This is a genomic window from Oceanipulchritudo coccoides (assembly GCF_010500615.1).
GTDB classification, from domain to species: domain Bacteria; phylum Verrucomicrobiota; class Verrucomicrobiia; order Opitutales; family Oceanipulchritudinaceae; genus Oceanipulchritudo; species Oceanipulchritudo coccoides.
The window spans coordinates 1,330,867-1,353,892 of record NZ_JAAGNX010000001.1; the positions used below are offsets into that span (position 1 = coordinate 1,330,867).

20 protein-coding genes are annotated in these 23,026 nt (G+C 54.0%); 12 read left to right on the plus strand and 8 right to left on the minus strand.

Going from position 1 to position 23,026, the window contains the following annotated elements; all coding sequences use genetic code 11:
- Window position 1 precedes the first annotated feature (1 nt).
- Together G0Q06_RS05080 and G0Q06_RS05085 are read left to right on the plus strand one after the other, a co-directional pair.
- On the plus strand, window positions 2–2,890 hold the full coding sequence (locus G0Q06_RS05080) for a PD-(D/E)XK nuclease family protein (protein WP_163963076.1): 2,889 nt from the start codon (window positions 2–4) through the stop codon (window positions 2,888–2,890).
- A complete protein-coding gene (locus G0Q06_RS05085) occupies window positions 2,887–5,991 on the plus strand; it encodes a UvrD-helicase domain-containing protein (RefSeq protein WP_163963078.1) in 3,105 nt (1,034 codons plus the stop codon). The genes G0Q06_RS05080 and G0Q06_RS05085 overlap by 4 nt, the downstream gene beginning before the upstream one ends.
- On the opposite strand, the gene G0Q06_RS05090 is transcribed toward G0Q06_RS05085, so the two are convergent.
- Complete coding sequence (locus tag G0Q06_RS05090) at window positions 5,988–7,208, minus strand: DUF4126 family protein (RefSeq protein WP_163963080.1); 1,221 nt, start codon at window positions 7,206–7,208, stop codon at window positions 5,988–5,990. The two genes, G0Q06_RS05085 and G0Q06_RS05090, sit on opposite strands and share 4 nt — an antisense overlap.
- A 170-nt stretch (window positions 7,209–7,378) precedes the next feature.
- Here G0Q06_RS05090 and G0Q06_RS05095 point away from each other — a divergent pair, with 170 nt between their 5' ends.
- Window positions 7,379–8,704, plus strand: coding sequence for an alkaline phosphatase (locus G0Q06_RS05095; protein WP_163963082.1), 1,326 nt, complete (start codon window positions 7,379–7,381; stop codon window positions 8,702–8,704).
- A 14-nt stretch (window positions 8,705–8,718) separates the two neighbouring features.
- On the opposite strand, the gene G0Q06_RS05100 is transcribed toward G0Q06_RS05095, so the two are convergent.
- Complete coding sequence (locus tag G0Q06_RS05100) at window positions 8,719–10,101, minus strand: dihydrolipoyl dehydrogenase family protein (RefSeq protein WP_163963084.1); 1,383 nt, start codon at window positions 10,099–10,101, stop codon at window positions 8,719–8,721.
- Between the two features lie 136 nt (window positions 10,102–10,237).
- On the opposite strand from G0Q06_RS05100, the gene serA reads away from it, so the two are divergent.
- Genes serA through G0Q06_RS05135 form a run of 7 tightly spaced genes read left to right on the plus strand, consistent with a single transcriptional unit; the run spans window position 10,238 to window position 17,944 of the window.
- Window positions 10,238–11,836: a phosphoglycerate dehydrogenase gene (serA, locus tag G0Q06_RS05105; RefSeq protein ID WP_163963085.1), complete on the plus strand. Its 1,599-nt coding sequence runs from the start codon at window positions 10,238–10,240 to the stop codon at window positions 11,834–11,836.
- Between the two features lies 1 nt (window position 11,837).
- The gene (plsY, locus tag G0Q06_RS05110; protein ID WP_163963087.1) at window positions 11,838–12,458 is read left to right on the plus strand and encodes a glycerol-3-phosphate 1-O-acyltransferase PlsY; all 621 of its coding nucleotides are present in this window, start codon (window positions 11,838–11,840) and stop codon (window positions 12,456–12,458) included.
- On the plus strand, window positions 12,455–13,771 hold the full coding sequence (locus G0Q06_RS05115; RefSeq protein ID WP_163963089.1) for a homoserine dehydrogenase: 1,317 nt from the start codon (window positions 12,455–12,457) through the stop codon (window positions 13,769–13,771). Before plsY ends, G0Q06_RS05115 begins: the two co-directional genes overlap by 4 nt.
- Window positions 13,772–13,785: 14 nt before the next feature.
- Complete coding sequence (locus tag G0Q06_RS05120; protein WP_163963092.1) at window positions 13,786–15,000, plus strand: aspartate kinase; 1,215 nt, start codon at window positions 13,786–13,788, stop codon at window positions 14,998–15,000.
- Window positions 15,001–15,007: 7 nt separating this feature from the next.
- Window positions 15,008–16,369 carry a threonine synthase gene (gene thrC, locus G0Q06_RS05125; protein WP_163963094.1) on the plus strand — a complete coding sequence of 454 codons (1,362 nt, stop codon included), beginning with the start codon at window positions 15,008–15,010 and terminating at the stop codon, window positions 16,367–16,369.
- 12 nt (window positions 16,370–16,381) lie between these two features.
- Window positions 16,382–17,383 carry an NAD(P)H-dependent glycerol-3-phosphate dehydrogenase gene (locus G0Q06_RS05130; RefSeq protein WP_163963096.1) on the plus strand — a complete coding sequence of 334 codons (1,002 nt, stop codon included), beginning with the start codon at window positions 16,382–16,384 and terminating at the stop codon, window positions 17,381–17,383.
- A gap of 57 nt (window positions 17,384–17,440) precedes the next feature.
- Window positions 17,441–17,944 (plus strand): type II secretion system protein, encoded by a 504-nt coding sequence (locus G0Q06_RS05135; protein WP_163963097.1) that lies wholly within the window; start codon window positions 17,441–17,443, stop codon window positions 17,942–17,944.
- A gap of 8 nt (window positions 17,945–17,952) precedes the next feature.
- On the opposite strand, the gene G0Q06_RS05140 is transcribed toward G0Q06_RS05135, so the two are convergent.
- A complete protein-coding gene (locus G0Q06_RS05140; RefSeq protein WP_163963099.1) occupies window positions 17,953–19,287 on the minus strand; it encodes an MFS transporter in 1,335 nt (444 codons plus the stop codon).
- Window positions 19,288–19,295: 8 nt separating this feature from the next.
- Entirely contained in the window at window positions 19,296–19,778 is a 483-nt protein-coding gene (coaD, locus tag G0Q06_RS05145; protein WP_163963101.1) for a pantetheine-phosphate adenylyltransferase, read from the minus strand.
- A 135-nt stretch (window positions 19,779–19,913) separates the two neighbouring features.
- Here coaD and pgsA point away from each other — a divergent pair, with 135 nt between their 5' ends.
- Together pgsA and G0Q06_RS05155 are read left to right on the plus strand one after the other, a co-directional pair.
- Window positions 19,914–20,537 carry a CDP-diacylglycerol--glycerol-3-phosphate 3-phosphatidyltransferase gene (gene pgsA / locus G0Q06_RS05150; protein WP_163963103.1) on the plus strand — a complete coding sequence of 208 codons (624 nt, stop codon included), beginning with the start codon at window positions 19,914–19,916 and terminating at the stop codon, window positions 20,535–20,537.
- Complete coding sequence (locus tag G0Q06_RS05155) at window positions 20,534–21,058, plus strand: phosphatidylglycerophosphatase A family protein (RefSeq protein ID WP_163963105.1); 525 nt, start codon at window positions 20,534–20,536, stop codon at window positions 21,056–21,058. The genes pgsA and G0Q06_RS05155 overlap by 4 nt, the downstream gene beginning before the upstream one ends.
- Before the next feature lies 1 nt (window position 21,059).
- Here G0Q06_RS05155 and aroQ read toward each other — a convergent pair whose 3' ends face one another.
- From aroQ to G0Q06_RS05175, 4 genes are all read right to left on the minus strand, one after another.
- Window positions 21,060–21,497 carry a type II 3-dehydroquinate dehydratase gene (gene aroQ / locus G0Q06_RS05160; RefSeq protein ID WP_163963107.1) on the minus strand — a complete coding sequence of 146 codons (438 nt, stop codon included), beginning with the start codon at window positions 21,495–21,497 and terminating at the stop codon, window positions 21,060–21,062.
- Between the two features lie 108 nt (window positions 21,498–21,605).
- Entirely contained in the window at window positions 21,606–21,929 is a 324-nt protein-coding gene (gene trxA, locus G0Q06_RS05165; protein WP_163963108.1) for a thioredoxin, read from the minus strand.
- 36 nt (window positions 21,930–21,965) lie between these two features.
- Window positions 21,966–22,202 (minus strand): hypothetical protein, encoded by a 237-nt coding sequence (locus G0Q06_RS05170; protein WP_163963110.1) that lies wholly within the window; start codon window positions 22,200–22,202, stop codon window positions 21,966–21,968.
- Between the two features lie 44 nt (window positions 22,203–22,246).
- Window positions 22,247–23,017: a segregation and condensation protein A gene (locus tag G0Q06_RS05175; protein ID WP_163963113.1), complete on the minus strand. Its 771-nt coding sequence runs from the start codon at window positions 23,015–23,017 to the stop codon at window positions 22,247–22,249.
- Between the last annotated feature and the right edge of the window lie 9 nt (window positions 23,018–23,026).

Consider the following 23,026-nt stretch of genomic DNA (forward strand, 5'->3'; position numbering starts at 1 on the left):
CTTGTTCGGGACCTTTTTTGTATCCAGACAGGAATACAGCGTGGAAGGGATTGACCTGTCAGAGACCGTGGTTTATCGAGGATTTCGAATGGAGAGCAAGTGGCATTATCTTGGTTGGAAGCGACCATTCAGCATTGAATTTGCTGATCACCTGAAAAAGGAATACGGGAAATCCCGTTCCTACGACCATTTGTTGATCTGGACTCCCAGTGCCCGGGCTGGCCGGCATGTCCTGAATGAGTTGTTTGGTCCCAAGGAAAGCGTTGCTGAAGCCTTCCATCCTCCCCGACTGGTGACACCGGCCCGGTTTGTGCGATCCTTGTTGCCGGATGATGGAAGCATCGCCACGGAGACACAATGTCTCTATGCATGGAAGCGAGTGCTGGAGCTTGCTGATCCATCCGGGCTCGAAGCGGTATTTCCAGTCATCCCAAGGGAAAACAAATCTGCCTGGGCTTTCACAGTGGGCCAGCAACTGATGCGGCTTCGGGGACGCCTTGCCGAGGACCAGTGGGATTTTCGCAAGATTGCCAGTCAGCAGCTACCTCAGGACCTGAAGCGTTGGTCCACCCTTGGGCGGTTGGAGCAGGCTTATCTCGAAGAGTTGTCGAGCCATGGCCTTGAGGATCCGGAATGTGTGCTGGAACGCATTCTGACCGCGGAAATCAGCCCACAACCCTATTCCGTGCTGATGGTGGCCGGTGTCCTGAACATGAGCCAGAGACAGGCTGCCTGCATGCGGGCCCTCGCGGCAAGAGGCCTTGAAATTGAGTTTTACCTGCCCATTCCTGAGGAGCAGCGGGACGCATTTGATGCCTTGGGTCGCCCGGAGAAAGACCTCTGGGAAAAGGAGCCACTGCCTGAAACCCTTATCAAGAATTGCCTGCAACGTTCACCCGAGCCTCGCGAATTGGTTGAGCAGATTCTCGAGCTCAGTGAGGACTACGGTGGAGAAGTCGACAGCCTGGTCGTCGGTTCACCCGAGAGGGATCTTGCGGATTACCTTATTGAGAGAAGCCGGTTAACAAAGACGCCCTACTACGCGCCGGAAGGCCGGGCCCTCGCGGAAACCTCATGGGGGAGGCTCATTGGCCTGATCAACGACTGGCAGAAGAGCGGGCAACTGGCCACGCTCTTTAATCTGTTGAATCATGATCTATTCCGCGAATGGGCGGTCCACCAAGGGTTGGACATTCTCCGCTTGCAGGGAGCCATCCAGTCCATCCTCAAGGAACAGTTGCTGAAGACCTCCCGGCAGTTGCTGGACAATGGACTGGGTCCATCCAAGTCGATTGGCCTTGTCCGGGAGGGGATTGAGCTGCTCGACGCGCAAGGTTTCAACCAGAGGGGAAGGGGCGGATTCGCGGAAAATCTATGGAAACTCCTCCGCCAAGTGGCAATAAGCCAGCAGCTGGCCCCCGAGTCCCTCAATTCGCTTCGCCAGATCGAAGAACTGTTACAGGATATCCAGGCCGGATTTGAGAACGCCCGATTGACGGAATCGGACTGGTGGGAGCTGTTGAATTTCCAGCTGACAAATACGCAATTTTACCCTGAACGCTCGGAAGACGAACGCCCCGTCTCCGGTTGGCTTGAGCTTCCGTGGGAGTGTGCTCCGCATATTGTGTTGCTCAGCTTGCCCGACAGCCAGGTCCCGGGTCCAAAAGTCCTTGATTCCTTCCTGACCCCTTTGTTATGCCGATCACTTGGCCTTTATGGGCCGGATGAGCTGGCTGCCTTTCATGCCTTCCGCTTGCGCCTGATTTTGGAATCCCGAAAACAGTGGGGCCGGGTGGATATACTTCTTCCGGACAGGGGACTGGACGATTCGCCGGTCCTCCCAACCCGTTTTCTCTTTCTCGCTGATGAAACGTGCATTCTGAACCGCGTGGAGACTCTCCTCGGTGAGCGATCGCTTGAAGAGGATCCTCTGCCAGCAGAATTCGGGACCAGATTGCAGCCCCCTCCAATGCCCGAATTTGAGAAAATCTCCGTTACGGCCCTTCGCACCTACCTGAACAATCCCTTCCACTTCTATCTCGAACGATTAAACTATTTGTCTCCCCCGGAGGCATTGCCGAGGGAGGTGGATGCAATGGCCTTTGGGCAATTGGCCCACACCGTTCTTGAGGGATTAAATTCCAGGGAGGATGGGATTTCCCTGCTGAAGGAAAAGGAAATCGTGGAATTCCTGCTGACCGGCCTAGATGAGCAGGTTCTCTCGCGTTATGGATCACGGATTCCCGTTTCCCTGCAGATCCAGGTCAGTTCACTGGCAGAGCGCTTTCGTGCCGCCGCTGGACATATTGCCCGTGAGCGCCAGTCCGGCTGGATTCCGGAAAAGGCGGAGTGGGTCTTCCACAAAGACCTCGATTTCAGGATTGGAGGTATTCGCCTGCGTGGGGTGGTAGACCTGCTCGAAAAGAATGAAGAATCAGGTCAGTATCGAATAGTTGACTACAAAACCTCCGACAAGGCCGCTGATCCGGCTCGAAAGCACCTGACACATCCTAACGCTCGGTCGCGCGAGCCCCTCCTCCCGGAGTGTGACTTTTTGGACGGCAAGAAAACCGCGCGTTGGACGGACCTGCAGTTGCCGCTTTATCAGAAGGCCGTGGAATTGCTCACGGGAGAAATAGCCACCTGTGCCTACTTCAATCTGTCCAAGGCAGTGGGGGAAATCGGCATTCTGGAATGGGCAACGACTGAAGCCCAGCGTGAGGCCGCTCTTCAATGCGCGGAAGCCATCGTGAAACAAATCCAAACGGAAAGATTCCCATTGGAAGGAAACTCTTCCTATGAAGATCCGTGGCTCAAGTGGTTTGGCGGGGATTATGAGCGTAACTTGCATCCGGACTGGGTGGCCAAACAAGGAGGAAAGGATTCATGAGTGGAAAAATCCGCCACGAGATGATTCTGGCCTCGGCCGGGTCCGGCAAGACATACGCCCTCGTAAATCGCTACCTGCGACTGTTGGCCCACGGGGTGGATCCTGCCCAGATCATTGCCCTGACATTTACGCGCAAGGCAGCGGGGGAGTTTTTGCAGAAAATCTTTGCCCGCCTGACTGAGGCAGCCGGCGATGAGGATAAAGCCCGAAAGCTTTCGGAAGATATTCAAATTCAGCCCAGTCCGGCGTCTTTCTTCAAGACAATCCTTGTTTCCCTAGTCCATGAAATGGGCAACTTGCAGCTTGGAACGATCGACAGCTTTTTTGCCCGCATGGTGGGTGCCTTTCCTTATGAGTTGGGACTGACCCGGCCGCATCGGATCATGGACGACTTTGAGCAGGGGGTTGCCCGGGCCCAAGCGATGGAGACCTTGATGGCCTTTGGAGACGAGGATAGGGAAACCCTGATACTGCAACTTTACAAGGAGCTGACTTGGGGCGCTGAGGAGAAGAATGTGTATTCCCTCTTTGAGGACAGTTTGCAGGCTTACCTTTCGCTTTATCTGGAAACCAGCGATCCAAAATGCTGGGGACAGGCTGACCGTGTTTTCAAGCAGAGCCCGTGGTGGCTTGGCAAGGACATGGACAAGGAGAAATTGGTGGAATCGATCCGGGAGAGCCTGCTTGAGCTGGAAATTTCCCCGGCAAATCATGAAAAATTTGAAACGCTCCTGACACGCTTTCTCAGTTGGCAACCCGGCCAACCGCTGGACAACGGTGTTCTTCTCAAGCGTCTTTTTGAGTCGCGGGGAGACTTGGAAAGCGGAAATGCCAATATCAAACTGGGCCGGACCGAACTGGATATTGAAGGCGCCCTGGCCAGCCAACTGCTCCAGTTGATCAAGGTCTATGTCAGCCAGGAGATTGCCCGGCGCCTGATCATGACCCAATCGCTTGGGAAATTGTTGGCGGAGTATGACAGACTCTATGAATCATCTGTCCGCGAAGCCGGCTCGCTTGTCTTTTCAGACCTGCCTTTGCTCCTCATCAAGGCATTGGCAAATCCCGGGGAGGCCTTTTCCGCGGAGGAGATTATCTATCGATTGGATGGCCAGACGGATCATTGGCTTATCGACGAGTTTCAGGATACTTCGCGCGTCCAGTGGAAAGTGCTCTCTGCGTTCGTGGATGAAATCCTCCAGGATCCGGGAGGTCAGCGATCATTCTTTCATGTGGGGGACATCAAGCAATCCATTTACGGATGGCGTGGCGGGGACAGCCGTCTCTTCGAGGAAATCTACCAGCGCTATGGAAGCGGGGACGATGGCATCAAGAAATCCCATCTCACGCATTCATGGCGGAGCGCGCCTCCGGTTCTCAACTGCGTCAATGCCTTGTTCGGAAATGCGGTGACCCCAATGCTGTGCGGAGAAGAAGTGGCCACCCGCTGGAACGAGCAATGGGCGGAGCATGAGCCTTCGGAAAAGACCGCCTTACTGTCAGGCTTTGCCGGATGGGGCTTGGTCGATTCTGAGTCCTCGATAGAGGAGGGGTGCGTTGAACTGCTCAGGGAAGTGAACCCTCTGAAAAAGGGGCTGAGCTGTGCAATCCTCATGAGGAAGAACAAGGAGATCGTGGCGATGACCCAAGCGCTTCGCGAAGCGGATATTCCGGCCAGCATGGAAGGGCGTGTGGAGATTGCCACGGACAATGTAATCGGTTCATGGATACGCGCTTTTCTCTATTCCCTTGCCCGTCCTGACGAGTCCTTTCCCACCGCTTACCTGACCTGGCACGGTTTTCCCTATGACAAGGGGACTCACAGTCGCCTTGCTTCCGAGACCCGGACGGCACTGGCTGGTCATGGATTTGCAGAGGCCCTTCGGGTGCTGATTGGTTTTCTATCCGGGAATGTCGAGATGACCCGGTTTCTCAACCGGCGCGCTGACCAGCTTCTCGAGGCGGCCACGCGCTTTGAAGCAACTGGCGTCAAGACCCTTGAGGGCTTCATCCAGTTTATTGAAACTGCCAGTGTGGAGGAATCCACATTGAGCAGCCAGATCCAGGTCATGACCGTACACAAGGCCAAAGGCTTGGACTTTGACATGGTTATTGTCGCTGGATTTGGAGCCAGTCCGCTCGTCCGCTCCAATAAATCGTCCCTTCATGTCGAGCGCCACGTGGACGGGGAAGTCGACTGGATTCTGGATCTTCCCAACAAGGCTATTCTGGAAGCCGAGCCCTGCCTCAGTGCCGCTGCGCATGGGGAAACAGGACGTAATGTATTTGAAGCCCTCTGTCTTCTCTATGTCGCCATGACGAGAGCACGCCAAGGGTTGTACTGCCTGGCTCATCCACCAACGCGGAACAGCAGTCAGACAACGTGGCATCACTTGTTTGAAACTGGGTTATCCAAGGATGATAACCCACGGAAGGAGGGAGCCATTGAATGGCATGCGACTTTCGGGACTCCGGTTTGGTATTCAGATTTGGTCCAGAAAGAAAAGATAGCTGATAACCGAGTGACCCTCTCTCGGAAAGAAAGCCTTCCGGACACGGTTGGAAAATTCCTTCAACGGGCTCCATCTCCTTCAGAGGAATCACACGCAGAGGAGATTTTTTCAGAGGAACTTCGATCGCCAGCAGGGCGCTTGTTTGGGACCCGCATGCACGACTTGTTGTCGCTTGTTGAGTGGGTGGATGCAGATGATCCTTCTGCACTTGATCAGGCGGTGTCTGAATTCCCTGAAGACCTTCAAGAACGGGTCAAGTGCTTGTTTCTTTCAAGCCATGGGAAGGAGGTCTTTGTCAAACCCGATTGTCCTTGCGATCTCTGGAGGGAGAAGCCGTACGTCCTCCGGCTTGAAAACCGCCTCTCCTATGGAATTATCGACCGTGCAGTCATTTACCGGGACCCGGCGGGTAATCCAGATCGTGTAGTGATCTATGACTACAAGACAGACTCACTGGATCCGGACAGGCAAGCCGAAGAACAGCTCCTGGAAAAGTACTCGGTACAGGTGGAGCGCTACCGGGAAGCAGTGTCCGTCCTGACCGGGTTACCCCTTGAGAAAATAAGCGCGAAGCTAATCCCGGTTTAGGCTGGGCTGGAGCCCTCCCGCAGCGTCTTGTTGAAATAGCCGGAGTAGAGGGCGTAACTGATGAGGGCCATGATGGGCACCATGAAACCGCCAAGTCCCGGAATCAGTTGCAGGGAGATTAGGAGAAGGAAGAGTATCCTCACAACCCAGCGAAGGACAAATCCCCTTGATGCGGGAATATAGGCCCGGAACGGCGCAATCAGTTGTATGCGGTAATAGATAATTCCCGGAATGATCCCGAGAATCGGGACAAGGCTGAGAAGAAAGGTGACGCCAAGAACTTTTGGAAGCCGGTTGCGGACTTTGGCCGTGTACAGCTCTTGGTCAGCCCGGTCGCTGAGAATGGAATGTTCGCAAACTGGGCAGCTCTGCGGCAAGCGTCGCTTTTCTATGCGTGTGGCACACTTGGCACATCGCCGTTTACTGACGAGGCGCAGCTCCTGCTCCTTGCCCGGTTGGGCGGGTCGATCGACGGTCTGCGAGAAAAACCCGATATCCTTGGGATTTTCAACAGCGGTGTGGCACTTCGGACACTCAACGGCGCAGGCATAGACAAGCTCGCCACAGGAAGTGCAGGGAATTCTAGATTTTTCCTCCTTGTACTCGGCCCATTTTCTCATGGCGAAAAGAAGGCCAAGGACCACTGCCAGAACTGTCAGGATGACGAAAGGATATAAAATCAGGAGGAAAATCCCGAAGGAGCTCCACAAGTCTTCAAACCAGCTGATGAGGCCGCGAATGCCAAGGTCATCATCAGGATCCGACATGGCGAGCAGATCCATCACACCCGACCGGATCGTGCTGAAAAAGAAGACCGCACCACCCACGACGGCACTCACGACCATCTCGAAAACGCCGGCCTGGGAGATCATGCCCTCTGCGAAAGCAATATCACGGCTGCCGAGAACGCCCATTGCGGCAAGGGCAGAGAGGCCTGTCTTGGCGTACTTGTGGACACCGTCGAGTGCTTCCTGCGCCTCGGGGATCTTGGTCGCGCCGACTTCCAGAATGGAGAGAACGCCCAAGGCAAGGATTGTGTAGTTGTTGGTGAACCAGGTCGGTTCAGCACCGGTGGTCTGGACAAATTCCATCGTGCCGATCCACGGAAAATGCTCCCCATAACGCAGAAAAACCGCCGTGAAAAAGGCGGGAATGAAGGCGCGTGAGGTGAAAAATCCGGATGCTCCGGTAAGGTAAATTAGAGAAGTCAGGTCCATGAGTCGTGTTTCGTGGTTATTGGAGTATACGGAAAATGAGGGATTTTACCTGTCGAGACGAGGCAAAATTCTTTTCAGCTGTTTGTCCTGCATGCCTTGCCGTACCTTGAGGCGATTGATTCATGCTTTTGGATTGTACATTATGTGACAATGAATTGCCTGATGGATACATGAATTTTCCCCGATTGATCACCGTTGTCTCACTGTCGACTCTCCTCCTGGGCAGCCTTTTTTCGGCTGATGAAACCGGCAGTGCCATTTTCATTCATCCTGATGGAATGGGCCTTGGGCATTGGAACGCTGCACGACTCCTCGAGGTCGGACCAGACGGGATGTTGAACTGGGATACACTGGAGCAGTTGGCGGCCTATCGCGTGCACCAGAAGAACTGGCTCTCAACGACCTCACATGCAGGGGCCACCGCCCATGCATACGGCAAAAAGGTCCACCATAATTCCTATGGCATGGATCAGGACAAGCCCTTGACAGCTCTTTCCGGCAAGCCGCTATCCATCATGCAGGAAGCCATGGCGTCGGGAATCCGCGTCGGGGTAGTCAACAGCGGGCACATCGGTGAACCGGGCACGGGAGTATTCCTTGCCAGTACCGACAATCGATATGATTTCCGGCCACTTGCCCGGAAGATCATGGAGAGCGGGGCTGACTTGATTTTCTGTGCGGGGGAAATCTACCTGATCCCGGTTGGCACAATCGGCAAGCACGGCAGGGAAGGCACGCGTGAGGATGGGCGAAACCTGTTGGAAGAAGCCGAGGGCCGTGGCTACACTGTGATTTTTACCCGGGAGGAGTTGTTCGCGCTTGATCCCAAGACGGAAAAGGTAATCGGGATTTTTGCCGCGGAAAACACCTATAATGACAAGAAGGAAAACGTCTTAAAGAAGGCAGGCCTTGAAACCTACGATCCGGAGGCACCGACCTTCGCCGAGATGACAACCGTCGCCCTGAAGATCCTTGGATCAGATCCCCAACGGCAGTTTTTCCTCGTTGCAGAAGAGGAGGGGACCGACAATTTCTCGAATAATACAAATGCCAAGGGAATGTTGGATGCCGCCATCCGGGCAGACAAGGCGATCGGCGCAGTAGTCGATTTCATGAATACACAAGCCGACCGGAAGACCTTGCTGATTGTGGGTGCTGACAGCGACGCCGGGAGCCCGTCTATCTGGGCCCCAAGGGGGAAAGGTGAAGATTATCAACTTCCAAAAAAGACGAATTCCGGCGCAGAGTTGGATGGGCCCGAAGGAACGGGCGGAACTCCCTTCTTCAGCAAACCGGACCAGTTCGGTAATGCTTACCCGTTCGGCATTTCATGGGCCAACGCAAATGATTATCAGGGAAGTGCGATTACGCGGGCTCACGGATTTAATAGCCAATTGCTGGGTACGAACATTGATAACAGCGGAATCTACCGCATCTTCTACGAGGTTCTCTTCGGGGTGACTCCCGAAATCGCGGCATCGAAGTTGCAGGAATAAAGATTGGTGAGGCCTTAGCTGACGCCATCGGCGATGTCTTCAAGCGGGTAGCTCCAGATCTCTGAAAGCGTCGGATGGTACCAGTGGACCTTGAGCAGGTCCTTGGCAGTGGCACCCATGGAAATCCCGACTGCGAGAGCGTGGATCAATTCCCCGGCGTCCTTGCCCACGCACTGGGCACCGACAATCCTGCCGCTCGACCGCTCCGCCCAAGCCTTGACATAGCCATGTTTGGCCTCCATGAGGATCGACTTGCCGTGGTCGTCAAACGGGTACTCCGCCTCGATCAATTCCATCCCGCGTGCTTTGGCCTCCTCCACAGGAATACCTGCTGAGGCAACCTGCGGATCGGTGAAAACGACGGAAGTCCGTGTATCGAGATTGACCGGGTCCGCTGGCCTTCCAGTGGCGTGCCGGGCAGCCGTCTCACCCTGCATGATGGCAATATGGACAATTTCAAACGGTCCGCAGACATCGCCTGCCGCATAGATTTTCGGATTGGAAGTCTGTTGGTGCTCATTCACCTGTATTTGGCCGTTTGGCTTAAGGGTCACCCCCGCAGCCTTTAGATTCATATTGTCGATCGCGGGTCGACGCCCAAGGGCATTGACCAAATGACGGGCCTCGACCCTCATCGATTCGGCACCCTCCATAAATTCAACGGAGAATCCGGTATCCGTCTTTTCAATTTTGCCTAGTTTGGTGCCCGTATGGAGATCCATGCCTTCTTCCCGGAATGCCTTCATGACGACCTCCGCGGCCTCGGGGGATTCCTCCTTGAGGATATGCGGGCTGCGCTGTACCTGAGTCACTTTCGAGCCGGCCCGGTGGAGGAATTGGGCCAGTTCACAAGCGACCACGCCGCCTCCGAGGACAATTACCGATTCGGGCAGCTCGCTTAAATCCAATACGTCGTCACTCGTCCAGATTCCGGGAAGCTCCAGGCCGGGTATATTCGGAAAGTTGACCACTGAACCCGTCGCGATGATGAATGCATCGGCGGTGATTTCCTTGCCGGATGTCGAGAGTTTGAGAGTTTTGGGGTCCTTGAAGGCTCCCAATTCCCGGAACAGCGTGAAGCGATCTGAAGCCAGTTGCTCCTGCCGATAGCTCTTGAAATCGTCAATCATACGGGTTTTCCGCTGATGGAGTGCTGGCATGTCGACCTTGGCCGACGGAATATCGAGTCCAAAGAGGCGACCATTCTGTGCCAGATGAAGGACCTCGGCAGAGTAAATAAGGGTCTTGGAAGGCATGCAGCCCCGCAGGATGCAGAGGCCGCCCAATTCGTCAGAATTGTCGACAATAGCCACGCGTTGGTGGGTCTCCCGCACGGTTCTTGCCGCGGCATAGCCTGCGGAGCCCCCTCCAATTACGATTACATCAAAGTGTTCCATGGGCGAAAATCTACCGCAAGCCTGCCGATCAGCAAGTCTCTCTTTAATTCGCCTTTCTTCCATCCATCTGCCCGATTCGCGAAGAAGGGATTGCCAATGGGACTTTCCTGTATCTACCCTTTCCCGCTTTGCACTCATGAAAATACTGATAGCAGACAAAATATCCGGTAGCGGGGTCCAATTCCTCCGTGATCAGGAAGGCGTGGAAGTGGTGGAGGCCTATGGTTCCTCTCAGGAAGAGCTCGAGGGAATGGTCGCCGATGTGGACGCGATCATTGTTCGGAGCGCCTCCAGTGTGACCAAGGCCATCATAGATGCAGCCCCCAAGCTGCGGGCAGTTGGCCGTGCGGGAGTCGGTGTCGATAATATCGATATCGAGGCAGCTACTGACCGGGGAATAGTGGTCATGAACACGCCGGGTGGCAATACCATCGCCACCGCGGAATTGACTTTCACGCATTTGCTTTGCTCTGCACGGCCAATCCCACAAGCCAACGCGCTCATGAAAGCGGGCAAATGGGAAAAGAAAGCCTTTCAGGGAAGCGAGTTGTACAAGAAGACAATCGGTATTCTCGGACTCGGCCGGATCGGATCGGAAGTGGCCAAGCGCGCAAAGGCCTTTGGCATGAATGTCCTCGCCTACGATCCTTACCTGACGAAGGCGCGTGCCGAGCAGCTCGAGGTGAACAAGGTGGAGTTGGAGGAAGTCTTTGAGAAGGCGGATTTCATCACAGTCCACATGCCCAAGACTGAAACGACAAAAAACATGCTCAACGCTTCCACGTTTGCCAAGATGAAGGATGGCATCCGTATTATTAATTGCGCCCGAGGTGGCTTGATTGATGAGGATGATCTTGCCGAGGCACTCCGTTCTGGAAAGGTTGCAGCTGCTGGACTCGACGTCTTTGTCGAGGAACCGCTATCTTCGGAAAGTGCACTTCGCGAACATGACCGACTTGTCATGACACCGCACCTTGGTGCTTCCACCGCGGAGGCTCAGGAAAACGTCGGCTTGGAAGTGGCCGAAAGCATTTATGAATCCCTGATGGGAGGATGGGTGCAGAACGCAATCAATGCGCCATCGATCGATCCCAAGCAGCTGGCGGTACTCCGTCCTTATCTGAATCTTGCTTTCAAGATGGGAACGGTCATCCAGCAATTGACTCCATCGGAGATCAATCACATCCGAATCACCTACTCGGGCAATCTGGTCAACCTCGAGGTAAAACCGCTCAATCGGGCATTCCAGCGCGGCTATCTGCGTAAAATCACGACCGACGTCAACGACGTCAACGCGCCTCGAATCATGGACCGTCTGGGTATCAAGGGGGAAATTGTCCAGAACAGCCTCGAACGGGACTACACGGAGCTGATCCGCATTGAGGCGACTGATTCAAACGGAAAGTCTTATTCGATTGAAGGGACCTTGATCGGCAAGTCGCAAAACCCGCGCCTGACGCTGGTCAACGAGCGCAACGTGGAAAGCCCGCTTGATGAAAAGTATCTCCTGGTTCTCGAGAACGAGGACGTTCCCGGCATTGTCGGCATGGTGGGGACGGTCCTTGCCAAGCATAAGTTGAATATTTCCAACATGTCGCTAAGCCGGAATACGGTGGGTGGCATTGCCTTGAACATTTGCGGACTGGACAGCGAACCGGAGGCTGAAGCGATCGCTGAAATCACTGCCAACAAATATATCAAGGGCATCCGGGTAGTGAACCTGAACGGGGCATAATGTGAATGCGTATGTCATAAGCCTGTTTTCCCTGCTTGCCGGATACCTCATCGGATCAATCTCCTTTGCTGTATTGATCACCCGTGCCAAGGGGGTGGACATCTTTTCGGTAGGCAGCGGTAATCCTGGCGCGACCAATGTCCTTCGTGTTCTGGGCAAGCCTTATGGATATACCTGTTTTCTGCTGGACGCGTTCAAGGGTGTCGCCGCGGTGCTTATTGGCCGCGGGCTCTCCCTTCAGGCGGGCCTAGATCCGCAGTTGCTGGGAATCATTGGTTTGCTAGGGGCAATCCTCGGGCATAGTTTTTCGCTCTTCCTGAAATTCAAGGGAGGGAAGGGCGTGGCAACCACAGTTGGCGGCTTGTTTACGCTTTTGCCACTGGTCATGCTGATCGGTGCCATCTTGTGGCTTATTGTGTTTCTTATTTCACGGTATGTCTCCCTTGCCAGTCTGGTTCTTGGGGTCAGCCTGCCTGTAAGTGCCTTTTTCCTGAAATCCGATCAGGCCAGTTTCTGGCTCTGTGTATTTCTCGCCATTCTCATTCTAGTTCGTCACCGCGCAAACATTCAACGCCTTCTGGCCGGAACGGAAAACCGCGCCGGGCGTAGTAGGAAATCATGACAAATTCACGCAAAATCAAAGTGGCCATTGCCGGGCTTGGAACTGTGGGGCAGGGGGTTTGGAAGCACCTGCGGGCTCGGCGCAAGGAACTCGAGTCCAGCATGCGTTGCCAGTATTCGCTCGAACGGGCGGCGGTCCGGGATCTTTCAAAAAAGAGGGCTATCCGGATTTCACAAAAGGTTCTCACCGATGACGCAATGTCACTCGCCAATGATCCGGAAATTGATGTGCTGTGTGAATTAATGGGCGGAACCGATGAGGCCCTCAAGGTGACCAAGGCTGCCCTCAAGAACGGGAAGACTGTTGTTTCAGCGAACAAGGCCCTGCTCTGTGATCACGGCGATGCCTTGTTCCGGTTGGCCAAGGAAAACGGCGCGCATATCTATTTTGAGGCCAGTGTGGCCGGGGGGATTCCGATTATCAAGGCCCTGCGGGAAGGCCTTGTCGTGAACCAGTTTCCGCAGATCTACGGAATCCTCAACGGTACCTGCAATTACATCCTCACGCGGATGGAGCGCGAAATGCAGTCCTTCGAGACAATTCTGCAGGATGCCCGCCGCCTCGGATATGTCGAAGCGGACGAGAGCCTGGATCTGGATGGATGGGATGCTGCCCACAAGGCCGTTATCATTGCCTACCTTGCCCATGGAAAATGGATACCTTTGAAGAAAATGCCGGTAGAAGGTATCCGGGAGATCACGCTTGAGGATATCCAGTGGGCGCAACGGCTCGGCTATAAGATCAAGTTGCTGGCCCTTATTTTGCGCGATTTCAAGAATGACCACCTTTTTGCCAGCGTGCAACCCGCCTTGGTTCCCTCAGACATGATCCTTGCCAACGTGGACGGGGTCTTCAACGCGATCTCCGTGACCGGCGATATCGTCGGTGAGAGTGTCTACATTGGAAGGGGGGCCGGTCAGGATGCAACGGCCAGTGCGGTGATCAGTGATGTTGTTGATGCTGTGACGGCCATTTCACACGGGATCCAACCCGAGGAGCCCGTCAACCGGCAAGACTTGAAACTGGCCCGACTTGAAGATGTTTACCGCTCATTCTACATTCGCCTTTCCGTAAAAGACCAACCGGGTGTACTCGCGGAAGTAGCGAATATTCTTTCCAAGCAGGACATCAGTATCGAAAGCGTCATGCAGCAGCCCAACGGAACGAGTGGCTCGGCAAACCTTGTCCTGACGACACACGTTTGTAGTGAAGCAGCCATGGCATCAGCCGTTGCTGTATTGAAGCGCCACCGGTCTTTGCTGAAGAAACCCTTCCTTTTGCGCATTGCCGATTTTGCCCAGCGCCTGGGTTGAAGAGAGGATAAATTATGGCACTCATCGTACAAAAATACGGCGGCAGTTCGGTCAAGGACCTTGAGCGGATTCAGGCAGTCGCGGCGCGAGTCAAGCAGACCTGTGAAGAGGGGAACCAGGTTGTGGTTGTCGTTTCCGCCCGTGGTGGCGTGACCAACCGGCTTGTCGCGGATGCAAAGACCCTTCACGAGCAACCGGATGATCGGGAAATGGACATGCTCCTTTCCATCGGTGAGCAGGAAACAATCGCCCTGACCTCCATCGCCCTTCATGCTATCGGCCAGCCTGCGGTATCCCGTACGGGTGCGCAGGCCGGCATTGTGACGGACAGCGTCCATACGAAGGCCCGCCTTATTGATATTAGCGGCGGGGACATTCCGCAGCAGTTGAATGACGGGAAAGTGGTCATAGTTGCTGGTTTTCAGGGAATGAATGAGACTGGCCAGATCACAACCCTCGGTCGCGGCGGTTCGGATTTGTCAGCGATTGCCCTGGCGGCCGCCCTCAAGGCGGATATCTGCCAGATATACACGGACGTGGATGGTGTCTACACGGCCGATCCCCGGGTCGTGCCCAACGCCCGCAAACTGCCGGAAATTGCCTACGAGGAGATGCTCGAGCTGGCCAGCCTTGGCTCCAAGGTAATGCAGTCACGAGCAGTGGAATTTGCCAACAAGCATGATGTGCCATTTGAGGTACGAAACAGTTATAACAATAATCCAGGAACGATTGTGAAAGCGGATATTACTCTTGAAGACGTTGTGGTGCGTGGTGTCGCCTGCGACAAGAACCAGACCAAAGTTGTTGTCAGTGAATTGCCCGACCAACCCGGTGCGGCTGCCAAGGTCTTCCAGGACCTCTCCGACGCGAAGGTCAATGTGGACATGATCGTGCAGAATCTCGGGCGTGACGGGATTGCCAACCTTACCTTTACGGTTGCCTCGGACGAGGCTTACAAAGCCGAGAAGGCAGTGACCGAGTGTCTGGGGAAGCTGGGCCGCGGCAAAGTCGACCTGGCAGACCGGATGGCGAAAGTCTCCGTAGTCGGGATTGGCATGCGGAGTCATTCAGGCGTTGCCTCGAAAATGTTTACGGCGCTCGCGGAGAACGGCATCAATATCCAGCTTATCAGCACAAGTGAGATCAAGATATCGGTCGCTGTTGATTTGGAGAAGGCGGACGATGCGGTTCGCGTGATCCATACTTCCTTTGATTTGGACAAGGAGTAGTCGGCACATGCAGTACGTTTCAACACGTGGCCAGTCCGATCCGCTTTCCTTTACCAAAGCCGTGGCAACTGGTTTGGCCCCCGACGGAGGCCTGTATGTCCCGATGGACCTGCCGGATTTGCGTCCATTTTTGAAAGACTGGGAAGGGCTTGGGTACGCGGATCTTTGCGAGGAGTTTTTCAAGCTCTTCGCCACCGATCTCGATCCGGTTGTCCTCAAGCAATGTGTCCGGGATGCCTACCTTGATTTCAGCCATCCTGATACGGCCCCGTTGAAAACACTTGAGAAAGGACTTCATGTTCTTGAGTTGTTTCATGGCCCCACACTCGCATTCAAGGATTTTGCCCTTCAGCTACTGGGCAACCTCTATGAGGCCCAGATTCAGCGGACTGGTAATCCAATTAATGTACTTGGCGCCACTTCCGGTGATACCGGCGCGGCAGCAATCCATGGCCTCCTTGGAAAGGAAGGCGTGAATATCTTTATCCTGTATCCACGTGGCGGGGTTTCCGCCCTGCAGGAGCGGCAGATGACCTGCACGCGGGCCGACAATGTCTATGCAATCGGGATTGATGGGACCTTTGACGATGCCCAGAACAGCATCAAGGAAGTCTTTGGTGATCTGGAGTTTCGCCATTCCGCCCATTTGAGCGCGGTCAATTCAATCAACCTGGCCCGCGTCCTGGCCCAGTGTGTCTATTATATCTACGCGTTTTTCCGGCTTCCCGAAGAGGAACGGGAAAACCTCACCTTTGTCGTGCCTACTGGGAATTTTGGAAATGTCCTCGCCGGTTGGTGGACACAAAAGATGGGCCTGCCCGTCAAGGGCTTTCATATCGCCACCAATCAGAATGATATCCTGTATCGACTTTTCACGACAGGCAAGTACGAGGTCCATTCAGTCCACCCCAGCAGCGCACCATCCATGGATATACAGATCGCCAGCAATTTTGAGCGATTCCTCTATTTTCATGAAGGGCAGGATCCTGCGCGGGTGCGGGAAATCATGTCGCAGTTCCGGGATTCCGGACAGTACACATTTGCTGATTTCAACCGGGATACCTTTTCGGCAAGCCGGGCAACCGACGCGGATATCCAGGCCCATATCCGGGATATCCATGAACAATATGGATACGTTCTCGACCCGCATACCGCTTGTGGATTCCAGAATTTGCCTGAATCCGGGACCCGCGTGGTTCTCGGGACGGCCGATCCCGCCAAATTTCCGGAAACGATTGAGCTTTCGATTGGCGAACATCCAAAATCGCCCAGGCTGGAGGAATTGAAAGCCATCGAACCGTGTTCCTATGTGCTTGAACCGGATCCTGAGTCCGTTAAAAAGTTCATTCACGAGCACATCACCTCCTAACTCGAGTTACCCATGAATATTTGCATTCTTCCTGCCGGGGCCTGGGGCACCGCCCTCGCCATCCATTTGAGCCGGAACGGGCACTCAGTGACCTTGGTTCCCCATACGCTTGAGGAGGCCATGGACATGGGCTCTTGCCGTGAGAATAAGCGGTTTTTCCCGGGGCATCCATTGCCCAGCGATCTCCAGATCGGATTCGAGATCAAGCCGGCTCTCATGGAAGCGGATGTCTGTATCCTTGCCTGCCCGTCGAAATTTCTCCGATCCGTTTGTCAGAATGTCCGTAGTCAGCTGGGGGAGGCAAAATCTCTGAAGCTTTTCATTACCATTTGCAAAGGGCTTGAGGAAGGGACCAACGATATTCCCAGCACAATTCTCGAAAAAGAACTTCCCGGGTATTTCCATGGAGTGCTCAGCGGACCGACTTTTGCAAGTCAGGTAGCGGAGGGACAGCCATCTGCACTTGTCCTTGCGACAAACGCTTCCGATGAGCTCAAACTTGCCCTGCAGGAAGCTATCAGTGGTGAGAATCTGCGGGTCTACACCAGTACGGATATGGTGGGGGTTGAGCTGGGGGGTTGCCTCAAGAATGTTTATGCCATAGCCTCCGGCATGTGCGACGGGCTGGGTCTGCGTGACAATAGCCGTGCCGCCTTGTTGACGCGTGCCCTCCATGAAATGGTCCGGGTTGGCGTGGCTCTCGGCGGGAGCATCGAGACTTTTTACGGACTCACCGGCTTTGGTGACCTGGTCCTGACCTGCAATGGCGAGGAAAGCCGTAACCGTACCTTCGGCGAGCTCTATGCAAAAGGGGAAAGCATCAAGAGCCTGATTGAGGAGAAACAGATGACGGTTGAGGGTTACCGGACATCCCATTGCTTTCACCATATTTGTGTGGAAAAAGGGATTGATGCTCCGATCCTCGAGCAAATCTACAGGATCTTGTACGAAGGCCAGACCGCCGGGGAGGCCATTCGAGCCCTCATGTCTCGCGAGTTGAAGTCCGAGCACTGACCGGCAAGTACCATTTTCTTCTTTTCAATTGGGATGATTTCCGCAAGTTATCCAATTATGAAACGTAAAGGAAAGTCCGGGTTCAGTTTGGTGGAAATTGCCATTGTCGTGGCTATTATCGGGATTTTGGCGGCACTCGCCATTCCCCTTTTCTCGATAATTCTTAAAAAGTCCCGGTTCTCCACTCTCGCGAATGACCTGCGTATTTTCTCGGATGCCTTTACGACCTACGCCCTTGAGAATGCTGACTATCCCGCAACCCATACCACGCCGGGAACCTATGTACCGGGAATGAATGTGGATAAACAGTTGCTCAGCACGGCTTGGCTCAGCAAAACGCCGATCGGCGGTGTGTATACCTGGGTGTATACGTCTGATCCCAATCCTGCAAACCGTGAGGCTTATATCCAGCTCGTCGAGCAGGGAGAGAACACGTTCAATATCACCTTGGCAGATATTCTCAGCCTGGATGAGGAAATTGATGATGGAAACTTGGGAACTGGATACCTGCAGGTTGCCGGTACAAGGGTTCGTTACTACCTGAGAACCAATACCCCCTAAGCATCAGGTTACTTTTTTTCCGTGGCGGGCTCCTGCGTAGGGTTGGGTAGCAGGATGGAAAACAGGACGGCGACAAATAACAGGATCGCCGAGGTCAGGTAGGCCACTTGTGAGCCCATCCACCAATACAAGCCTGCACCGTAGAGCGGACCCAAGGCGCGCCCCATGGAACCAATGGACCGAAAGGCCCCCAGCTCGGAGCCCTGCCGGTTTGCAGGAGAATAAAGGGATACGAGGGCCGAAAGCGAAGGACTGGCGCAGCCAACACCGAACCCCAGAAGGGCCAGTCCCGTATAAAAGAGCCCCGTCGACTGGCTAATGGAGAGACAAATCAGGGATAGGCAGGCGCTGAGCAATCCCAGCGTCGTGAAGTTTCTCTCCCCAAAACGGTGTGCGTATCGTCGGACGACAAAACCCTGAGTCAGGGAAAGAACAAGGCCAATGAACAAAAAGAGCAGGGCCATGTTGTGCGGTTCGTATAGAAGCCGTTCCAAGGCAAGGAAAGTCAGGGTGAACTCCATTCCGGCAAACGCGAAAATGAATAGAAAATAGACTTTGAGGGCCCTCCGGACATCAGGAATTTTCGAGCCAAGGCGAAGCAGGGGAGAGGGCTTTTTCCTGTTTTCCTCCATGTGGGTGGCATCCAGCGTTTCCGGAAAGGCGCGCCAGACCCAGACGATATTGAAGAGGGCCATCAAGAAAGCCAGGAGAGCGGGAAATGAAAAGGGGGTGAGTCCGAAGGCGGCTGTCGACTGCGGGTTGACCCCAAGGTCGACCAAAGACCCCAAACCTCCAAGGGCAGGTCCGAGGATAAAGCCCAATCCGAAGGCCACGCCAATCAAGGCCATCCCCTTGGATCGTTTTGAGGAATCCGTCAGGTCGGCAACGGAGGCTGTGGCAACTGCCAGATTGCCAGCCATGATTCCACCGAGTACACGGGAAATAACCAGCACCCAGAAACTACCCGAGAAAATCCATAAGGCGTAGGCAACCGCGGTGCCGGTCGTTGTGATGAGGAGGATTTTCCGGCGGCCATGATGGTCTGAGAGTCGTCCCCAGAAGGGGGAGGAGAAAAACTGGAGGACACTGTAGAGCGATCCCAGCAAGCCGCCGAACAGCACTGCGACAAGAAACTGCTGGTTGTCCCCATGGGTCAGTCCCTTGAAAATTCCAATCAATGTGTGGAGCATGGATCCCGATTCTTCCCTCGGGAGATACCAGTCCAGCATGGCAGGAAAGATTGGGAAAATGACGGAAAATCCAACCAGATCGATGAAGACCGTCAGCCAGACAACTCCGATTGCGTGTTTGGAGGAAGGCGCGGAGGGCGATGTAGTTCCCATAAAATTACTTATATATGGTCAAATTTCCGCTTGAGGGCGGCGGCCACATTCAAGGGGACAAACTTCGAAATGCGTTCTGGATCGTAGTAGGCCACTTGCTTCATCAGGTGCGAGCTGGTGAAGAAATAAGTGGCTCCCGGCATGAGGAAGATTGTCTCAATTTCCCCATCCAGATCGCGATTCATTTGCGTCATCTGGAATTCAAACTCAAAATCGGAGACGGCCCGCAAGCCGCGAATGAGCACTGTGGCATTGTTTTTGCGTGCAAAATCCACCACCAAGCCCTCAAAGATTTTCACCTCGACGCGCCAGTCCTTGACATTGGATTCAATCAGGTCGATGCGCTCCTGAGCGGTAAACAGGGGGCCCTTGAGTTCGTTTGGTGCCACACCGACAATCACTTTGTCAAAAATATGACAGGCACGGTGTAGTATATCCAAATGACCATTGGTCACTGGGTCGAAAGTTCCTGGGTAGACGGCAGTTGCCATAATAGGAGAACATCATGAAGGCATTCGGTGGGGCAGGTTAAGCAAAAAAGGAGCTGATTGTGAAATGAACTCTTTTCAGATCGATTATCCTTGGAATAAGCTCCCTGAAAATCCATAGAAGGCAGAGGATTTTACATGCGCCACTTACCCAATCTCATCACATTCAGCCGCATCGGCGTGCTTATCGCCCTCCTCTGGTTGGTCCTGCAGGAGTGGACTGGAGCCGCTACACTGGCCTTTTTCTGTATTCTCTACGGCTCTGTATCGGACTTTCTCGATGGATACATTGCCCGGAAATACAACCTGATTACCAACTTTGGAAAGATCATGGATGCCACAGTGGACAAGGTGATGACACTGGGGTCTTTCATTCTTTTAGTCTGGCTGGGCCTTATCGAGCCACTCCTTTTGGCAAGTATTATCGTCGCCCTGATCGCTGTCCGCGAGATTGGGATTACCATTCTTCGCTTTGTCGCAACGCGTAAAAACCTTGTCCTTGCAGCGGAAAAATCGGGTAAGCGGAAGACCATCTGGCAAACCACGGCGATCTGTGTCTTTTTTGCCATTCCGATGTTCGAGCGCGACGTTGCAACCTGGATAGGCGCGGACCTGTCTCTTTTCGGGACCTTTGTCAGGATCAACGCCTATTTGTACTTCGTTCTGGCCGCCTGGCTGACCATCGGCTCGGGCTACAAGTATCTCAGGAAGTATGGCTGGGTGCTTATCCCAGGGCGTACAAATCCGGAACTAGAGTCATGAAACCCGAGGTCAGGCTGTTTCTTGCCCAGTTACCGAGTCAGGCGGTGATTTCGGCCTGTACTTGCGGACCAGTTGGAAATTGGGGCAAAGCTCCGGGAACCAATGGCACGCTCCTTGGAATTCTCCTGTACACCTTGGTCTTTTTTCAAATCGGCCTGGTCGGGCAGGTAGTGCTGACAGCATTGTTGGTGGGTTTGGCGATTCTTCTCTGCGACGAGGGGGAACGGCGCATGGCCAAGCGTGATCCAGGTGAGATGATCCTCGATGAAGTTGTGGCCGTGCCAATTTGCTTTATCGGGATGAATGGACTGATGGCGGAAACCGGCCATGTCTGGCTTTACATGCTGGCAGGATTCGGGCTATTCCGGCTCTTTGATATCCTGAAGCCATTCGGAATCAAGAACCTGCAGAAGTACCCGGGCGGAATTGGCGTAGTCGTGGATGATCTGGCTGCGGCTGTTGCGACCAATATCACCTTGCGCCTATTGATCTTCGCCCTTGGTTTCGGCGGCTGGATCTGAGTCAGCTGTCCCGGCTGAGGAGAAATTCGAGGGCGGCTTCATAGCCAAATGCGCCAAGACCGGAAATCTGGGCAATGCAGACTGGGGCAGTCAGGGATGTATGCCGAAACGGCTCACGGCTGTGGATGTGACTGATATGCACTTCGACAAATTCAATTGAGCTGGCGGCGATTGCATCCCGCAGGGCAACGCTCGTGTGGGTGAATCCAGCCCCGTTGATGATGCCCATTTTAATTCCGGCGTCGGACCAGGCGTGGATCTTGTCAATCAGTTCCCCTTCATGGTTGCTCTGGAAATGCTCTATCGCCACGCCTTGAGCATTCGCAATTTTGCGTATGCCGCAAATGAGCTCATCGAGTGTCTGAGATCCGTAGATGGCCGGTTCCCGCTTGCCTAGGCGATGCAGGTTCGGACCGTTGAGAATGGCGACCGTCTTCATGTTGGGAGCATGCTGTCAGTCTGTTCCACTCATGAAAAGGAGAAAAAAACAGGGCCGGGCCGCCGAAGCGAACCCGACCCTTTCTATGTAGGGGAGGGAAATTAAATCCTAGAGCGCTTCCGCCTTTTTGATCAAGTCGTCCTTGGAGAGCAAGCCAACGGCTTGGTCCTTGAGCTCTCCATCCTTGAAAAACAAAATGGTTGGAATAGCGCGCACATTATACTTCTGAGCGAGCCCCTGGTTTTCGTCCACGTTTACCTTGGTAACCGTGACGGAGCCACTTTTTTCCTTGGCCACTTCCTCGAGGATGGGGGCAATTGTCCGGCAAGGACCGCACCAGGGAGCCCAAAAATCCACTATAACCGGATTGGCTGTGGACGAAAGCGTTTCGTCGAATGTTGCTTCACTCACGTTGATTATCGCATCTGACATAATTTTATCCTTAGGTATTGTTTTGAAAAAAGCAAATTAGCGGGGCGTATTGTTATGGATGATTTCGGCAAGCTCCTTGGTATCAGTGGATTCGAGCTCTTTGCCCTTCACTTTCAAATCCTCCACAGTCTTGATCAGGGTTTCGGTCATCCGCTCGTGTGTCTCTTCGGACCCTCCGATGATGGAGAACTTCTCGGCCTGTGTGAGGCGCTTGTGTCCATCATCGTTATCCAGCCCGACTCCTAGCAAGTGTACTGACTTTTTCCCATCCATTGATGTGTCTATTGATATGCAGTTGGGAGAAATTTCAAGCGACTTTATTCCTTGAAGGCGGTACAAATGATATCATCAAAGCCTGTGTTCTGTTCGAGAACCAGTTTTCGCAACCGCGCCAGCTCGAGGAGGGCGAGAAAGGTAGAAATGACATAAGGGATGCTGACCGGGCCCTTGATGAGTTCGGAAAACCGGAATTCCGGGCGGGCCTGGATCTCCTCAAGGATATCTTCCATTCTCTCAGCGATAGTGATCGTGTCATCGTGAATTTGTCCGATGACGATCTTTTCAGAGAGCCGCCTCAGTACCTGGTTGAAGGTATTCCACATGGAGACCGCATCTGTCGGGCGCAGAGGTCGCTCAATCTTTTCTTCCGCCTTTATAAAGTAATCCCGGAAGAGAGTGTTTTGTGCCTCTTCCATTAATTCGCCCAGCTTGCCGGAGGCGTCCTTGAACTTCTTGTACTCGATCAGTTGCTGGACAAGTTCCCAGCGCGGGTCGACTTCATCCCCCTCGTCCTCGTCAGCTCCGGGCAGTTGCTCATCCTTTGGGAGCAGCATGCGGCTTTTCACCTGCATCAGGGTGGCTGCCATGACAAAAAAGTCGCCAGCCACTTCCAGTTTCTGGTGTTCCATACTGCGGAGAATCTCCAGGTATTGACGGGTTATCCGCTCAATCGGGATATCGTAAATATCGATTTCATTCTTCCTGATCAGGAAAAGGAGCAGGTCCAGCGGTCCTTCGAAGACCGGCAGGCTCACCGCATGATCAAAGGCCCTGATAAGGGGTTGTTCGGCTTGTTTTTGTTCTGCCATGAGGAGATC

Coding starts and splice junctions, on each gene's coding strand:
- G0Q06_RS05170 (WP_163963110.1), bottom strand. CDS start 22,202: ATGGATGGGAAAAAGTCAGTACACTTGCTAGGAGTCGGGCTGGATAAC.
- G0Q06_RS05090 (WP_163963080.1), bottom strand. CDS start 7,208: ATGGACCTGACTTCTCTAATTTACCTTACCGGAGCATCCGGATTTTTC.
- G0Q06_RS05095 (WP_163963082.1), top strand. CDS start 7,379: ATGAATTTTCCCCGATTGATCACCGTTGTCTCACTGTCGACTCTCCTC.
- G0Q06_RS05130 (WP_163963096.1), top strand. CDS start 16,382: ATGAATATTTGCATTCTTCCTGCCGGGGCCTGGGGCACCGCCCTCGCC.
- pgsA (WP_163963103.1), top strand. CDS start 19,914: ATGCGCCACTTACCCAATCTCATCACATTCAGCCGCATCGGCGTGCTT.
- G0Q06_RS05120 (WP_163963092.1), top strand. CDS start 13,786: ATGGCACTCATCGTACAAAAATACGGCGGCAGTTCGGTCAAGGACCTT.
- trxA (WP_163963108.1), bottom strand. CDS start 21,929: ATGTCAGATGCGATAATCAACGTGAGTGAAGCAACATTCGACGAAACG.
- G0Q06_RS05085 (WP_163963078.1), top strand. CDS start 2,887: ATGAGTGGAAAAATCCGCCACGAGATGATTCTGGCCTCGGCCGGGTCC.
- G0Q06_RS05155 (WP_163963105.1), top strand. CDS start 20,534: ATGAAACCCGAGGTCAGGCTGTTTCTTGCCCAGTTACCGAGTCAGGCG.
- coaD (WP_163963101.1), bottom strand. CDS start 19,778: ATGGCAACTGCCGTCTACCCAGGAACTTTCGACCCAGTGACCAATGGT.
- serA (WP_163963085.1), top strand. CDS start 10,238: ATGAAAATACTGATAGCAGACAAAATATCCGGTAGCGGGGTCCAATTC.
- G0Q06_RS05175 (WP_163963113.1), bottom strand. CDS start 23,017: ATGGCAGAACAAAAACAAGCCGAACAACCCCTTATCAGGGCCTTTGAT.
- G0Q06_RS05135 (WP_163963097.1), top strand. CDS start 17,441: ATGAAACGTAAAGGAAAGTCCGGGTTCAGTTTGGTGGAAATTGCCATT.
- G0Q06_RS05140 (WP_163963099.1), bottom strand. CDS start 19,287: ATGGGAACTACATCGCCCTCCGCGCCTTCCTCCAAACACGCAATCGGA.
- G0Q06_RS05100 (WP_163963084.1), bottom strand. CDS start 10,101: ATGGAACACTTTGATGTAATCGTAATTGGAGGGGGCTCCGCAGGCTAT.
- G0Q06_RS05115 (WP_163963089.1), top strand. CDS start 12,455: ATGACAAATTCACGCAAAATCAAAGTGGCCATTGCCGGGCTTGGAACT.
- aroQ (WP_163963107.1), bottom strand. CDS start 21,497: ATGAAGACGGTCGCCATTCTCAACGGTCCGAACCTGCATCGCCTAGGC.
- thrC (WP_163963094.1), top strand. CDS start 15,008: ATGCAGTACGTTTCAACACGTGGCCAGTCCGATCCGCTTTCCTTTACC.